At 60.2% G+C, this 14074-nt stretch carries 14 protein-coding genes; 9 read left to right on the forward strand and 5 right to left on the reverse strand.

Features of this window, described 5'->3' with window-relative positions; genetic code table 11:
* Window positions 1-557: 557 nt before the first annotated feature.
* On the reverse strand, window positions 558-1010 hold the full coding sequence (locus tag ACI2KS_RS06950) for an SDR family NAD(P)-dependent oxidoreductase (RefSeq protein WP_404618508.1): 453 nt from the start codon (window positions 1008-1010) through the stop codon (window positions 558-560).
* A gap of 235 nt (window positions 1011-1245) precedes the next feature.
* On the opposite strand from ACI2KS_RS06950, the gene ACI2KS_RS06955 reads away from it, so the two are divergent.
* Window positions 1246-1992 carry an SDR family oxidoreductase gene (locus ACI2KS_RS06955; protein WP_404618509.1) on the forward strand — a complete coding sequence of 249 codons (747 nt, stop codon included), beginning with the start codon at window positions 1246-1248 and terminating at the stop codon, window positions 1990-1992.
* A gap of 141 nt (window positions 1993-2133) precedes the next feature.
* Window positions 2134-3084 (forward strand): GlxA family transcriptional regulator, encoded by a 951-nt coding sequence (locus ACI2KS_RS06960; RefSeq protein WP_404618511.1) that lies wholly within the window; start codon window positions 2134-2136, stop codon window positions 3082-3084.
* Window positions 3085-3196: 112 nt separating this feature from the next.
* Here the strand turns inward: ACI2KS_RS06960 and ACI2KS_RS06965 are convergent, their stop codons facing one another.
* From ACI2KS_RS06965 to flgA, 4 genes are all read right to left on the reverse strand, one after another.
* Window positions 3197-3937 (reverse strand): flagellar brake protein, encoded by a 741-nt coding sequence (locus ACI2KS_RS06965; protein WP_404618513.1) that lies wholly within the window; start codon window positions 3935-3937, stop codon window positions 3197-3199.
* Window positions 3938-4019: 82 nt separating this feature from the next.
* Entirely contained in the window at window positions 4020-4487 is a 468-nt protein-coding gene (locus tag ACI2KS_RS06970; RefSeq protein ID WP_404618515.1) for a flagella synthesis protein FlgN, read from the reverse strand.
* A 49-nt stretch (window positions 4488-4536) separates the two neighbouring features.
* On the reverse strand, window positions 4537-4854 hold the full coding sequence (gene flgM, locus ACI2KS_RS06975; RefSeq protein WP_404618517.1) for a flagellar biosynthesis anti-sigma factor FlgM: 318 nt from the start codon (window positions 4852-4854) through the stop codon (window positions 4537-4539).
* A gap of 160 nt (window positions 4855-5014) precedes the next feature.
* Complete coding sequence (gene flgA / locus ACI2KS_RS06980; protein WP_404618518.1) at window positions 5015-5776, reverse strand: flagellar basal body P-ring formation chaperone FlgA; 762 nt, start codon at window positions 5774-5776, stop codon at window positions 5015-5017.
* 75 nt (window positions 5777-5851) lie between these two features.
* Here flgA and ACI2KS_RS06985 point away from each other — a divergent pair, with 75 nt between their 5' ends.
* The 7 genes from ACI2KS_RS06985 to flgE all read left to right on the forward strand — a co-directional run bounded on the left by ACI2KS_RS06985 (window position 5852) and on the right by flgE (window position 14061).
* Entirely contained in the window at window positions 5852-6784 is a 933-nt protein-coding gene (locus ACI2KS_RS06985) for a chemotaxis protein CheV (RefSeq protein ID WP_404619465.1), read from the forward strand.
* A gap of 40 nt (window positions 6785-6824) precedes the next feature.
* Entirely contained in the window at window positions 6825-7652 is an 828-nt protein-coding gene (gene cheR / locus ACI2KS_RS06990) for a protein-glutamate O-methyltransferase CheR (protein ID WP_404618519.1), read from the forward strand.
* Between the two features lie 384 nt (window positions 7653-8036).
* Window positions 8037-10784, forward strand: a complete 2748-nt coding sequence (locus ACI2KS_RS06995) for a methyltransferase domain-containing protein (protein WP_404618520.1) — start codon at window positions 8037-8039, stop codon at window positions 10782-10784.
* Between the two features lie 366 nt (window positions 10785-11150).
* Complete coding sequence (gene flgB / locus ACI2KS_RS07000; RefSeq protein WP_404618522.1) at window positions 11151-11558, forward strand: flagellar basal body rod protein FlgB; 408 nt, start codon at window positions 11151-11153, stop codon at window positions 11556-11558.
* 3 nt (window positions 11559-11561) lie between these two features.
* Complete coding sequence (flgC, locus tag ACI2KS_RS07005) at window positions 11562-12005, forward strand: flagellar basal body rod protein FlgC (RefSeq protein ID WP_404618524.1); 444 nt, start codon at window positions 11562-11564, stop codon at window positions 12003-12005.
* Window positions 12006-12020: 15 nt separating this feature from the next.
* Window positions 12021-12716 carry a flagellar hook assembly protein FlgD gene (locus ACI2KS_RS07010; RefSeq protein WP_404618526.1) on the forward strand — a complete coding sequence of 232 codons (696 nt, stop codon included), beginning with the start codon at window positions 12021-12023 and terminating at the stop codon, window positions 12714-12716.
* Between the two features lie 28 nt (window positions 12717-12744).
* Complete coding sequence (gene flgE, locus ACI2KS_RS07015; protein WP_404618528.1) at window positions 12745-14061, forward strand: flagellar hook protein FlgE; 1317 nt, start codon at window positions 12745-12747, stop codon at window positions 14059-14061.
* Window positions 14062-14074 lie beyond the last annotated feature (13 nt).

Raw genomic sequence — 14074 nt, forward strand, 5'->3', positions numbered from 1 at the left:
TCTACTGCCGGTGCCCGGCAGATCGCTGGCAAGCCGGCTCCCACGGCCTTCGGCCAGAATCAAAAGCACCCGGGGATAGATGTCGATTTGCTTCTGCCAGGAGAGCGACAAATGCCGACCACCTCTCCCAGCAGGACGACAGGTGCCGACCGCTTCTGCCCGAAGGGCGTGGGAGTCTGGCTTGCCGACGATCTGGCGCGAAGCGTCAGCAAACCCTGCAAACGCTATACGCCTGACCCACCGCGCCGCCTGATTCTACTGCCGGTGCCCGGCAGATCGCTGGCAAGCCGGCTCCCACGGCCTTCGGCCAGAATCAAAAGCACCCGGGGATAGATGTCGATTTGCTTCTGACTGGAGAGCGACAAATGCCGACCACCTCTCCCAGCAGGGCGACAGGTGTCGACCAACTCTGCCAGCAGGGCGACAGGTGTCGACCACCTCTGCCAGGAGAGCGACAGGTGCCGACCGCTTCTGCCCGAAGGGCGTGGGAGTCTGGCTTGCCGACGATCTGGCGCGAAGCGCCAGCAAATGCAGATGCGCCACTGCCTGGGCCAGGCTCAATGCGCGGACGCTTGTCCTTGATCCCGTTGCAGCAGCGACAACGTCCACCACGCCTCATCCAGCGGGCATCGGGCCTTGCCGGTCACCTGGATGACAGCACCACAGCGGCGCGCCGCAAAGCCTGGCATCAATGCATCGCTCAGGCGATCGATGGCGCAGCTGCTGCGGGGAGGGTGCGCAGCGTAAGCCACCAGCAGTGTGATGCTGGCATCGTCGCGCAGCGTCTGTTCGATGCGCTGCAGATCCTCGGACACGGCCAGATCGCCCGCCAGCACTTCCACGCATCGACCGCAAACGTCGGTGATGCGTCTGGCCGTTGTGTGCAAGCGCTCGCGGTCGCAGCCCACCAGGATCAGGTCGTAACCCAGCGCTGCCATGCGCCGGGCATACATCAGGCTTGTGCCTGAAGCTACCCCGGTGATCACTGCCGTGCCTTTATGCCTGAACATTCTGCGTCTGCTGTCGGTGCGATATCAGACGCCAGCGTACGGCCCTGCAAATACCCTCACAGGTCAAAAAACCCACCAATCCAGACGTGTTGTTCAGGCGCGCAGCGAATGGCCGAAAACGATGGTTTTACGACAGCTGCCGCCTGTCCCACCTCTCTACTATCGGTTCTCGAGATGCACGACACAGCCCCCTGGGCCTGCGCCGGTCCATCAAACCTACTTTCGGAGAAGCGACATGAACCTGACCCACAACACCATCTTCATTACCGGCGGCACCTCCGGCATCGGCCGTGCGCTGGCCGAAGCCCTGCACAAGCGTGGCAACAAGGTCATCATCGCCGGTCGGCGCAAGGCCCTGCTCGACGAAGTGGCGACCGCCAACCCAGGTATGGAAGGCGTGACGCTGGACGTCGGTGATGCTGCCGACATCGCCCGAGTCACCGCTGAAGTGATTGGCCGCTTCCCTGATCTGAACGTGCTGATCAACAACGCCGGCATCATGCTGATCGACGATGCGAGTAGCGCCATTGATGAACAACTGATGATCGACACCATCACCACTAACGTCCTCGGACCGATCAGGGTCACCTCCGGCCTGATCGAGCACCTCAAGACCCGGCCTGATGCGGTGGTGATGAACGTGTCCTCGGTGCTGGGCTTCGTGCCACTGGCAGTCACGGCGGTCTACAGCGCGACCAAGGCGGCCATGCATTCGTACTCGATGTCCCAGCGCTACATGCTGCGCAACACCTCGGTACGGGTCCTGGAAATTGCGCCGCCTTGGGTCCAGACCGATCTGCTGGGCAGCAACGACGAACCGCGGGCCATGCCACTGGCCGAATTCATCGATCAGACCATGGCCGCGCTGGGGACCGATGCCGATGAAATCCTGGTCGAGCGTGCTACTGCGCTGCGTGCCGCGCCGGGGCCGAATGAAATGGCTTTCGTGACCGAGTTCAACAACGCGTTCCTGGCCGGCTGATCCGCCGATGCCGGTGGCCATCGCGTCAAGAGGCGCGATGCCCTTGGTCAATGCCTGAGCGCATCGCCCGGACGTTGACGACTACACTTGCGCGCCGGGCGCTTGAGTCTAGAATCGTTGTCTTTGTGACGGACAGAGCCCATGCAAAGCGTTGCGCTCATCGTCAGACCCGACTTTCAAGTCATGAGTCTGGCCGCATTGTCGGCGTTCGAATTCGCCAATCTTGCCGCTGACCAGAAGCTCTACGACATTCATCTGTTGTCCGAACACGGTGGTCTGGTCGCCGCCAGCGCCTTGTTCACTTCGGTTTCCACCCAACCGCTGGATCAGGCCCGGTTCGACACCGTGCTGATCAGCGGGGCCATGGACCGGTCCGCGGCGTCTCCTGCGATCAACGCTTTTCTCATCCGGGCGTATGCCGATTGCCGGCGTGTCGGGGCCTTGTGCGTGGGCGCGTTTGCGTTGGCAGAAGCCGGTCTGCTCGACGGGCGCCGGGCAACGGTGCACTGGGCGCGGGCGCGGGAAATGCGTCGGGACTATCCGGCGATCAAGGTCGAAGAGGACCGGATCTACATCATCGACGGCAAGATCTGGACCTCCGCCGGCATGTCCGCGGCCCTGGACCTGACCCTGGGCATGGTGGAAAAAGACCACGGCGCGGAGTTGGCGCGCAAGGTTGCCCAACATCTGGTGCTCTACCATCGTCGCGCGGGCGGTCAATCGCAGCACTCGGCAATGCTCGAATTGAGCCCCAGCTCCGACCGCATCCAGCTGTCACTGGATTTCGCGCGCAAAAACCTGCGTCGCGAGCTGTCAGTCGATGAGTTGGCCGATGCCGCGTGTCTGAGCCCGCGCCAGTTCAGCCGTTCGTTCCGCGCAGAGACCGGGATATCGCCAGCCAAGGCGGTGGAGAACCTACGCCTTGAGGCCGCGCGGCTGATGATGGAGCAGGGGCGGCATTCGTTGGAGATGGTGGCCAGCGAGACCGGCTTTGGCGATCGCGAACGCATGCGTCGAGCGTTCATGCGCGTCTATGGGCAATCGCCCCAGTCGCTGCGGCGCAGCTTTGGACCCGTGGTGGATGCGTTTTAGCTCAAGGCTTGGGCAGTTCTGCTGTCGCAGTACGGCTTGCCGGCAGCAGCGTCCTTGAGGGCGCTGGCGCTGGCAAGCCTTACGACAGGATGCTGATGGCGTTGGCGCTCGATCAGAAGTCGTCGTCTTTATCGAAACGTCGTGCTTCGCGCTGCAGCTGGTAGACGAAACGCTCGACCTGACGCTGCACCAGACCACTGATGTTGTGGAAGCGCACGCCAGCGAAGGTGGTGTTGATCTTTTCTTCGAAATGCAGATAACGCAATTCAACCGAAGTGGTCATGTTGCCGAAGGGCAGGTTGGCGATGAAACGGTCGTACACTTGACCGAGCTGCATGCGCTCGGAAAAGTCGCCTTCGAAACGCAGTTTGCATCCGGTGGCGGACACATCGAGCAACTTGCCGCGCAGGGGCGACTTGAGTTTTTCACCACCGATCTCGATGTCCACCAGCGAGGCGAGCTTGAGGGCGGCGCGGAACGCGTTGCGACGCTGGTGATAGACGACTTCTTCCGGCAGCGGGCCGCGATAACAGTGCGGATCCTCGATGACGGTCATCTGCGCCTTGACTTCCCAGGCGATGCGCACGCCATCGTGGAAGCCTTCGACACGGAAAGGTTCGCCATTGGCCAGGAAACGTTCGCCGTCGCGAGGGATCATCTCGTCCAGCGAGATCTCGTTACTGTCTCGGTCGACGTCGATGACATAGCTCTGGAAGCGCTGACTGCGCTCGTGAAAAGTGATGATCAACGGATCATGGCTTTCCATCAGCAGGCGCATGTTGGCGGCAATTTCCAAAGGCGTGGTAAGTACCTTCGGGGGCTGCGGAACATCTTCCGCGCTTGAGGCATTCACGGTTCATCCATCTCCAGGCAAAAAACGACAGCGTGCAGCGACAGGCATTTTGCCACCATGTTGCACGCCTTGATACAAGAACTTACGCCTGGCTAAGCGGACGTGGTCTTACCTTGCCGGATGTCGAACCCCGGCTGTCATACAGCGTCGGCGTATCGCCACCGTTGAGGATTCTGAGCTGCTGCGCGGTGGTCAGCTGCTGCAGCCGGATCAGACTGCCGTTCTGCTCGTTGGCGGCCTGACACTCGGCGATCAGCCCTGTCAGTTCATCGCCCGATTTCAACAGCGCCTCGCCTACCGACGAATGCCTGGCCACTTCTTCCAGGCCTGCGCGATTGGTGGGCAGGCCAAGGCTCGCCAGCAGCTGGCTGCGTCGGCGCCCATGCTGTTCGAGAACGATCACCAGCGCCTGTTTCTGCGCCAGGATATGTTCCATTTCGACCATATCGCGTCCGTGAAGCGCCAATGACTCGGCCTTCAGGATCTCCAGCAGGTGCTGGGTCGGCGCGATATCGTCCGTGATCAGTTGAAGCAACGTAGTGTCTTGCATCGCATGCCCTGGGATTTAAGCGTCCAGAAGCCCCTGCGCAGACCGGGGGCTAGCGCTGGGCTTCGAAATTAAGCAGTTTGCTGGCAACACGGTTGCTGTCGACCTTATAGCTGCCGTCGGCGATAGCCTGCTTCAACTCAGCCACGCGGCTGCTGTTGACGACTGGCTGATCACGCAACGAATCAGTGATCTTCTGCAACTGTTGAGCTTCACTGCTCAAATGTACTGTCTCACCGCTACCGCTGACCTTGGCCGAACCGCTGACCGTCGCCGAGGCTTCGGTTTTGCTGGTTTCCTTGGTGCTGGCGGTACGCGACGTACCGCCAACGGTAGTGGAGCTATTCAAACGACTGAAGTCGATGACCATGATTGAAAACCTCTGGGTTCTTGGACGCTTGCCTTGGTTTCGGCCAAACCCGGAATAACTTTAGGGCCCGTGCGAAAACAGTCAGTAATTGACTTCGCACAGGGCATACCGGTTCCGAGTGTAGAAAAAGCGCAAGCGCAGCGCCAGAGGTCAATGCATGTCACATAGGCACCTCGACTTGCCCGGGGGCGACGATGTTGGCCTTGATCACACGCTGTGAGTTGAGGTTCTTGACCCGTATTTGCTCGTTCAAACCTCCTGCCGACAAGGCTTCACCCGGCATGCGCACGCTCATTGAGCCGCTGCGCGCACTGATCACCACCTGATCGCCCTTGCGCACCATTTGTGGCTGTTCCAGGTGGACAGGGGTGAGAATCTGATCGATGACCGTTGGTCGGACAACCTTCTGCCCGACCGCCTGATCGACCGAATCCAGGAAACCCTGCCCCAGCAGGCCGATATCACGCTCGCGCAGGGCCACATCGGCTTCGGAGACAATCGCATCGCGCTTCATTGGTCTTACCACGGTCACCACGTTGCGAAACAGATGTACCTGGGCGGGGACGAACACCGTCCATGGAGAGCTACCCTCACAACGCAGGCGTACCGTTACGCGGCCGATGGGCTGCGCCGGGCTTTCCAGCGAGGCTGTCAAATCCTTGTCGCAATGCGGCATGCGCAGACGCGGATCGAGTTGTTTGACTTCGATTTCGTAGCGGCCAACCGTTTGGCTGGTGGCCAGATAGTCTTCCACGGTGAATTCAAGAAAGCCCTGGGTGACGCCGATAAGTTGTTCAGGCAGCGTCACATTGTCCGCATGGCTAACGCCGGCGGTGGCAAACAGACACAACGCAGCCACCACGCGAAAGAATTGGCGGGTTGCGGATGTCAGGCGTCGAGATACTGTCATTTGTGTGTTCATGATGGGTAAATAGCAAGGCCCGTGCCGCATGCCGATCCGGTGTGTGCAATTGGTCGTTTTGGGAAGGAGTGGGGCATGGCTGGTGTTTTGGATTCAGTTAACCAGCGCACTCAACTGGTAGGGCAGAACCGCCTTGAACTGTTGTTGTTCCGTCTGGATGGCAAGCAGTTGTATGGGATCAACGTGTTCAAGGTAAAAGAGGTGCTTCAGTGCCCAAAACTTACCCACATGCCCAAATCCAGTCCGATTGTGCGCGGAGTGGCAAGTATTCGTGGCGGGACGATTCCGATCCTCGATCTGGCGCTGGCCACCGGCGGCGCGCCGCTGGGCAACATCGCCAACGCATTTGTGATCATCACTGAATACAACACCAAGATTCAGGGTTTTCTGGTGCATTCGGTCGAACGCATCGTCAACATGAACTGGGAAGACATTCATCCACCACCCAAGGGAACGGGGCGCGATCACTACCTCACGGCCGTGACGCGCATTGACAACCAGCTGGTGGAAATCATCGACGTGGAGAAAATCCTCGCCGAGGTGGCGCCGGTGTCGGAGAACATTTCGGCTGGCGTGGTGAGTGCCGAAGTACAGCACAAGGCTACATCGCTGCGGGTGCTGACGGTCGATGACTCGTCGGTGGCACGCAAGCAGGTGACGCGTTGCCTGCAAACCGTGGGCGTTGAAGTCACGGCGTTGAACGACGGCCGACAGGCACTCGAATTCCTGCGCAAGCTGGTCGACGAGGGCAAGAAGCCGGAAGAAGAATTCCTGATGATGATTTCCGACATTGAAATGCCGGAGATGGACGGCTATACCCTCACCGCAGAGATCCGCAACGATCCGCGTATGCAGAAGCTGCACATTATCCTGCATACATCGCTGTCCGGGGTTTTCAACCAGGCGATGGTGAAGAAAGTAGGTGCCGATGATTTTCTGGCCAAATTCCGGCCGGACGATCTGGCAGCTAGAGTAGTAGATCGTATCAGGGCAGCAGACATCAGCTGAGGCCACCGGCCTTGGCTGTTCACATGATTTGAGAGGCGGCATGTCTACAGGTAATTTGGATTTTGAACAGTTCCGGGTCTTCCTGGAAAAAGCCTGTGGCATTTTGCTGGGTGAAAACAAGCAATACCTGGTCTCCAGCCGCCTGAACAAGCTGATGGAACTGCAGGGCATCAAGTCCCTGGGCGAGTTGATCCAGCGCATCCAGAGCCAGCCACGCAGTGGTTTGCGCGAGCAGGTGGTCGACGCCATGACCACCAACGAGACCCTGTGGTTTCGCGATACCTACCCGTTTGAGGTGCTCAAGAACAAGGTCCTGCCCGAGCAGCTCAAAGCCAGCCCGGGCCTGCGCCCGCGCATCTGGTCGGCGGCCTGTTCGTCCGGGCAGGAACCTTACTCGTTGTCGATGTCTATCGATGAGTTCGAGCGCAGCAATCCGGGCCAGCTCAAGGCCGGTGCGCAGATCGTCGCCACGGATTTGTCCGGCAGCATGCTCAACAACTGCAAGACCGGTGAGTACGACAGCCTGGCCATTGGCCGTGGTTTGTCGCCTGACCGCCTGCAGCGTTTCTTCGACCAGAAAACCCCTGGTCGCTGGACGATCAAGGCGCCGATCAAGAACCGCGTGGAGTTCCGTTCGTTCAACCTGCTCGACAGCTACGCGGCGCTGGGCAAGTTCGACATCGTGTTCTGCCGCAACGTGCTGATCTACTTCTCGGCGGATGTGAAGAAGGACATCCTTCTGCGCATCCATTCAACGCTCAAGCCTGGCGGTTATCTGTTCCTGGGCGCGTCGGAGGCGTTGAACGGTCTGCCTGATCACTATCAGATGGTTCAGTGCAGTCCCGGCATCATCTATCAGGCCAAGTAAATCGGGTGTTGATCCAAGCTTGAAAAAATCCCGCTTCGGCGGGATTTTTCGTGCCTGTGGCGGATTTTCCGGCAGGCAACGCAGGCAGGTTTTTCCCAAAACGCCACAACCCCGGCCACGGGATGTTCAAGCCCGGCGGCTGACGTGCGCCTGTCTAAAGTATCAATTTGCCAAGCCGATAAGGTATTCGGGATGACCCGGCGCCTGGGGGTGATGATGCCTGCCCGGTTGATGCACGCACCCTGATGGGCTCATTGAGGATCAGTTGCAGCTGCGCCGCGTGAAGGGCACCCTCTGATCCATCGGTTGATTTTTTTCCAACACCGGACATCGCTGGATGTCTTTGTCGCGATACTGCGATCATTTTTTTGAAAACTTATCACTATGACGATTCAGGAAGGGCGCCTTGAGGCGCTGCTCGCTCAGATCAACGGCGGCCATGCTCACCAGGCCCTGCCCGAACTTGACCGACTGCTGGAGCAGGAGCCGCAGCAGCCTGCCTTGCTCGGGCTCAGAGCCGAGGCCTTGCGACTGTGCGCACGCTTTGACGAAGCGGTAGTGGCTTTCAAGCTCGCGGCCGAGAAGGGCGCCGGCGCCCGCAACTGGCTTGCCGCGGGCGTGCTGCTGGCCGCCATGCGCACCACCGACGACGCCTTGCAATGCCTGCTCAAGGCCCATGAACAGACACCCGACAGCGATGAAGTGCTGGACGCGCTGATTACCACCTATTTCAACGCCAATCGCCAGCAAGAGGGTATCGAGTTCGCCCGCCTGCAACTGTCCCTCAGCGTCAACCCAAGGCTGCTGACGCATGCGGCATTGCTGCTGCAGAGCAATGACTGTTATGAGGAATCGTCCAATGCCTTCAAGAAGATCATCGAGCTGGCGCCTGACGCCCCGGCGGTGATCGGCGCAGCGCTGGTACCGGCTCGCTTCACCTGTGAGTGGGAATGGGTCGAGGCTCTGCAGCAGAAGATCGGCACCTGGTACGACCAGGCGGCGTTCGATCTGCCGCAGGAATACCCGCTGACGCACCTTACCTGGTGCACGGACGAGGCGCGCAATCTGGGGGTGACCCAGGCCTACGTCAAGCGCATGGTGCCCAGGGTCGAGCCTTTGCCCAGCCCCGTTGCAGCGCCGCGCCCGGGCAAGCGCATTCGTGTTGGCTACGTATCCTGTGATTTGCGCAACCACGCGACCATGCACTTGATGGCCGGGCTTTTCGAGTCGCACGACCGGGAACGCTTCGAGGTATTCGCCTACGATTACAGCGCGTTCGATGTCTCCGAATATCGACAACGCTTCATCGATGCCATCGAGCATCACGTGCCCATTCACGCCATGAGCGACCAACAGGCCGCCGAGCGAATCGCAGCCGATCAGCTGGACATCCTGTTCGATCTGAAGCTCTACACCGGAGGCGGTCGGCCCGGCATCCTGGCCTACCGGCCGACGCCGCTGCAGGTCGCCTACCTGGGCTATCCGGGCAGTGCCGCGAGCCCCGACATCGACTACATTGTTTCGGACCGCTTCGTCACGCCGGACAGCAGCACGCCTTATTACCCCGAGGCATTCTGTCGTCTGCCCCACTCCTACCAGTGCAACGACCGCAAACGCAGCGCCGCGGCCCAGCCGGCCACCCGCGCCGCCAACGGCTTGCCGGACGACAAAGTGGTGTTCGGCGCGTTCAACCAGTCCTACAAGATCGACCGCACCAGCTTCTCGGTGTGGTTGAGGGTGCTGGCGCAAGTGCCAGACAGCGTGCTCTGGTTACTCGGCCAGTGCGACGCGGCCATCACCCACCTGACACGTCACGCATCGCTGGCAGGCATCGATCCGCAGCGATTGATCTTCGCGCCGTTTGCCGCGCCCCAGGATCACCTTGCCCGTCTGCAACTGGCCGATGCGGTCCTCGACACGCTGGTCTGCAATGGTCACACCACGACATCGGACGCACTCTGGGCCAGCGTGCCGGTGATTACCGCCCGCGGCGAGCACTTCTGTTCGCGGGTCAGCGAAAGCCTGCTCAACGCCATCGAACTGCCGGAGCTGGTGGGCGCCGACCATGACGATATGGTCCGCATCGCCCGGCGCATCGGCACCGACGCCGACTATCGCGGGGCACTGCGGGAAAAGGTCGCCGCCAATCGGCTGACGACTCCGCTGTTCGATACGCTGCGTTTTACCCGTGATTTCGAAACAGCCATCGAGATGATGACCCGCCAGCATCGCGTCGGCGTGAAGGGTGAGCATATCGATGTGCCGGACGGCGGGCCGGTCGAAGCCAAGCCGGCCGTTGAACCTGACACGGTTGACTGTGCGCTGCCACTGCAAGAATCCTTTTCGGCCTGCCCGCTGTGCGAGGGCGCAAGCACAACGCTGGGTTACGCCGCCTGCACCACGCATCCGCTGTGGCATGAGCCGTTGCCGCAATCGATTGAATGGATGCAATGCCCAGCGTGCGGGCATGTGCATACCCGTCACTACTGGACAGAGTCGGGTCTGGCAGAAGTCTTCCGCAATGCCGGCGCCGGGCAGCTCGATCTATCCGTCGACTCCCATGACAACAAGCGGGCGGTCTGGGCGCCTGTGGTGGACAGGGTCATGGGGTTGCTCGGCGGCTTCGGCGCGTTGCACCAACAGGCCGCTGCGCCGTTATGGCTGGACGTCGGCTGCGGCGATGGGGCGCTGCTCATGACCGCCGCCGATTACGGGTTTTCGGCAATGGGTCTGGATGTGCGTGGCGAGTCGGTCAGCCAGATCCAGGGCCTGGGCTTCAATGCCAAGCAAGATGACTTCATGACCCTGCAGTTCGAGGCTGTGTTCGACGTTTTGTCCCTGATGGATGTTCTCGCGCATATTGCTGACCCCAATCAGGCTGTGCGCAAGGCCGCGCAACTCCTCCGCCCTGGCGGGGTGATGGTGATCAGCCTGCCCGATCTGACCTCTTCAAGCTGGAAAATCATGGATGCGCACAAAGCCAACCCCTACTGGCTGGAAATCGAGCACTACCACAACTTCAGTCGCGACCGGCTCGTCGCACTGTTGAACGACAACGGCTTCGCCGTGCTCGATTTTGCCGTTGCGAACCGCTACAAAGCCCAGATGGAGCTTTATGCGCTGCGCCAGTAACGCCCCTGTCGAGGCAGCGCACGGCGGGGCGGCAGTCTTCGGTGGAGGTTGAGCCCCAGGGGGCGTGACGCAAAAACATCAACGCCTGATGCACTGCATCAGGCGTTTTTTTTCGCCTCCAGAAGACCGCCGTCGTTTTCCGGGAAGTGATCGGCCCGAGGCGGCGAGTGGCAAGCGGCGACGGCAAAAAAACGGCACGCCGATTGCCGCTTGCCTCCCCATCAGCGGAAATCACTTGCCGCTTTTCTGGCATGGCTCATTGCCGGTTGCCCTGAAAGCCCCGGAATATGGGGATATATGAATATGGCACGAGGCTTGCTATGTCTCTGTCACGAACATCTGGTCAACCGGTAAAGGTTTCCCGACATGAGCATCAGTTTTGACAACGCACTGGGTATCCACGAGAAAGCGCTGAATTTCCGCGCTCAACGTGCAGAAGTGCTGGCCAACAACATCACCAACGCCGACACGCCTAACTACAAGGCGCGCGACCTGGATTTTTCCAAGGTGCTGGCTGCCCAGAGCGACAAGACCACCAACGGCACCTTCGCGCTGAATATGACCAACAGCAATCATATCGAAGCGCAAGGCATGACCGACGGCGACGCGAGTCTGTTGTATCGCACACCGTCCCAGCCCTCGCTGGACCAGAACACCGTCGATTCTCAAGTCGAGAGTGCCAACTACGCCGAGAACGCCATTGGCTTTCAGGCCAGCTTCACTTTGCTCAACAGTAAGTTCAAAGGGCTGGTTGCAGCCCTGCGCGGAGAGTAATCCATGTCTCTATCCAGTGTTTTCAATATTGCCGGTAGCGGCATGAGTGCGCAGAACACTCGCCTCAACACCGTGGCCAGTAACATCGCCAACGCCGAAACAGTGTCCTCCAGCATGGACAAGACTTATCGCGCCCGGCACCCGGTGTTCGCCACCGTGTTCCAGGGCCAGGAGTCCGGCGGCAGCGCTTCGCTGTTCGATGACCAGGGGCAGGCCGGTACCGGCGTGCAGGTTTCCGGCATCGTCGAAGACCAGTCCAACCTGGAAGCACGTTACGAGCCAAACCACCCGGCGGCCGACAAGAACGGCTACGTCTATTACCCGAACGTCAACGTCGTCAATGAAATGGCAGACATGATTTCGGCCAGCCGGTCGTTCCAGACCAACGCGGACATCATGAACACCGCGAAAACAATGATGCAGAAGGTCCTGACCCTGGGTCAGTGATAAGGGGCGCGAGCAATGACGACCGTAACCAACGACACCACCAGCGACTACCTCAAGTCGCTGCAGACGGTGACCTCCGGCAAGACCGGCGACAGCACCACCGGTGCCAGCAGCCTGGGCAAGGATTCGTTCCTGCAGTTGCTGGTCACCCAGATGCAGAACCAGAACCCGCTGGATCCACAGGACAACAGTGAATTCGTTGCCCAGCTGGCGCAGTTCAGCAGCCTGGAAACCATGCAGAACCTCAGCACCTCGGTCGATGCGATTGGCGGCATGTACCAGTCTTCCCAGGCGCTGCAAGCCTCGTCGCTGGTAGGCCACTCGGTGATCGTCGATTCGGGTTCGACCAACGTCGATACCACCAAGGGCATGACCGGTCAGGCAGTCGTGCCATCGACCAGTACCGTCACCACGGTGCAAGTCGTGGACAGTACCGGCACCACCGTACGTACCTTGGACCTGGGCGAGCAGAAGGCCGGCAACGCCAGCTTCACCTGGGACGGCAAGGATGACTCGGGTGAAACCCTTGCATCCGGTAACTACAGCTTCATCGCCAAAGGCAGCCTCGACGGCACGGCTACTGGCTTGACCACCTACCTGCCTGCGACCGTTTCCAGCGTCACCATGGGCTCGGCGGGTACCAGCATGACGCTCAACCTGGCCGACGGCACCAACCTTGCCTTGTCCAAAGTTCAACAAATCGGAATCTAGAGCCGACCAGACGGCGCAGGAGTGAAACATGTCTTTCAATATCGGTCTTAGTGGGCTCTACGCAGCGAACAAAAGCCTGGACGTTACCGGCAACAACATTGCCAACGTCGCCACTGTCGGCTTCAAGTCCTCCCGTGCGGAGTTCGCCGACCAGTACTCGCAATCGATTCGCGGCACTTCCGGCGGCACCAACGTCGGCAGCGGCGTCTATACCGCAGCGGTGACCCAGCAGTTCACCCAGGGTGCGCTGACCACCGGCACCGGCCGTGACCTTGATCTGGCGATCAACGGCAACGGCTTCTTCATGATGAGCAACAACGGCGAGAAGCTGTACACCCGCGCCGGTAACTTCCACACCGATACCTCGGGCAACATCGTCGACACCAACGGCAGCAACCTGCAGGGTTATTCCACCGATGCCAACGGCAACGTGATGACCGGTGTACTGACCAACCTCAAGGTCGACACCTCGAACATGGCGCCGAAAGCGACCGGCTCGATCTCCATCGCCTCGAACCTGGACTCCTCCAAGGCCATCGTGACCGGTGCCGACTTCGACCCGGCCGACACCAGCACCTACACCTCGACGTTCAGCACCCCGATCTACGACAGCCAGGGTAACGAGCACACCTTGTCCCAGTACTTCCGCAAGACGGATACCAACTCCTGGACCATGTACTCGCTGATCGACGGCCGCAACATCAGCGCTCCGGGTACCGACCCGGTAGTGCCTGATGCCACCCAGCTGGAGTTCGACGGCGCGGGCAACCTCAAGCCGATCACCACCACCACCGCCAATATCACGGTCAACGACGACAACACGATGACCATCGTTGGCTGGAAACCGGCGCAGAGCAAGACCGACAGCACCGGCACGACCTGGGTAGCCAACGGCGCTGACTCCAAGGATATGAAGCTGGACATGCTTGCCACCACGCAGACCAACGCTGCCGGCGGTGCGATCTCCAAGAGTCAGGACGGTAACTACACCGGCCAGATCAGCGCGATGAACGTTGACTCCGGCGGTAATCTGTTCGCCACCTACACCAACGGTCAGTCCAAAGTGATCGGCCAGGTGGCCCTGACCACCTTCGCCAACGTTCAGGGTCTGGCCCCGGCGGGCGGTACCGCATGGCGTGAAACCTACGCCTCGGGTATCCCTGTCACCGGCGCGCCGGAGTCGGGTACGCTGGGATCCCTTACCGGATCGGCGCTGGAAGAATCCAACGTCGACCTGACCGGTGAGCTGGTTGAACTGATCAAGGCGCAAAGCAACTATCAGGCGAATGCGAAAACCATTTCGACTGAAAGCACCATCATGCAGACCACGATCCAGATGGCCTGATAACGGTCAGTTG

Source organism: Pseudomonas sp. NPDC087358 (assembly GCF_044900785.1).
Taxonomy (GTDB): Bacteria; Pseudomonadota; Gammaproteobacteria; order Pseudomonadales; family Pseudomonadaceae; genus Aquipseudomonas.

Coding starts and splice junctions, on each gene's coding strand:
- ACI2KS_RS06950 (WP_404618508.1), bottom strand. CDS start 1,010: ATGTTCAGGCATAAAGGCACGGCAGTGATCACCGGGGTAGCTTCAGGC.
- ACI2KS_RS06955 (WP_404618509.1), top strand. CDS start 1,246: ATGAACCTGACCCACAACACCATCTTCATTACCGGCGGCACCTCCGGC.
- ACI2KS_RS06960 (WP_404618511.1), top strand. CDS start 2,134: ATGCAAAGCGTTGCGCTCATCGTCAGACCCGACTTTCAAGTCATGAGT.
- ACI2KS_RS06970 (WP_404618515.1), bottom strand. CDS start 4,487: ATGCAAGACACTACGTTGCTTCAACTGATCACGGACGATATCGCGCCG.
- flgM (WP_404618517.1), bottom strand. CDS start 4,854: ATGGTCATCGACTTCAGTCGTTTGAATAGCTCCACTACCGTTGGCGGT.
- flgA (WP_404618518.1), bottom strand. CDS start 5,776: ATGAACACACAAATGACAGTATCTCGACGCCTGACATCCGCAACCCGC.
- ACI2KS_RS06985 (WP_404619465.1), top strand. CDS start 5,852: ATGGCTGGTGTTTTGGATTCAGTTAACCAGCGCACTCAACTGGTAGGG.
- cheR (WP_404618519.1), top strand. CDS start 6,825: ATGTCTACAGGTAATTTGGATTTTGAACAGTTCCGGGTCTTCCTGGAA.
- ACI2KS_RS06995 (WP_404618520.1), top strand. CDS start 8,037: ATGACGATTCAGGAAGGGCGCCTTGAGGCGCTGCTCGCTCAGATCAAC.
- flgB (WP_404618522.1), top strand. CDS start 11,151: ATGAGCATCAGTTTTGACAACGCACTGGGTATCCACGAGAAAGCGCTG.
- flgC (WP_404618524.1), top strand. CDS start 11,562: ATGTCTCTATCCAGTGTTTTCAATATTGCCGGTAGCGGCATGAGTGCG.
- ACI2KS_RS07010 (WP_404618526.1), top strand. CDS start 12,021: ATGACGACCGTAACCAACGACACCACCAGCGACTACCTCAAGTCGCTG.
- flgE (WP_404618528.1), top strand. CDS start 12,745: ATGTCTTTCAATATCGGTCTTAGTGGGCTCTACGCAGCGAACAAAAGC.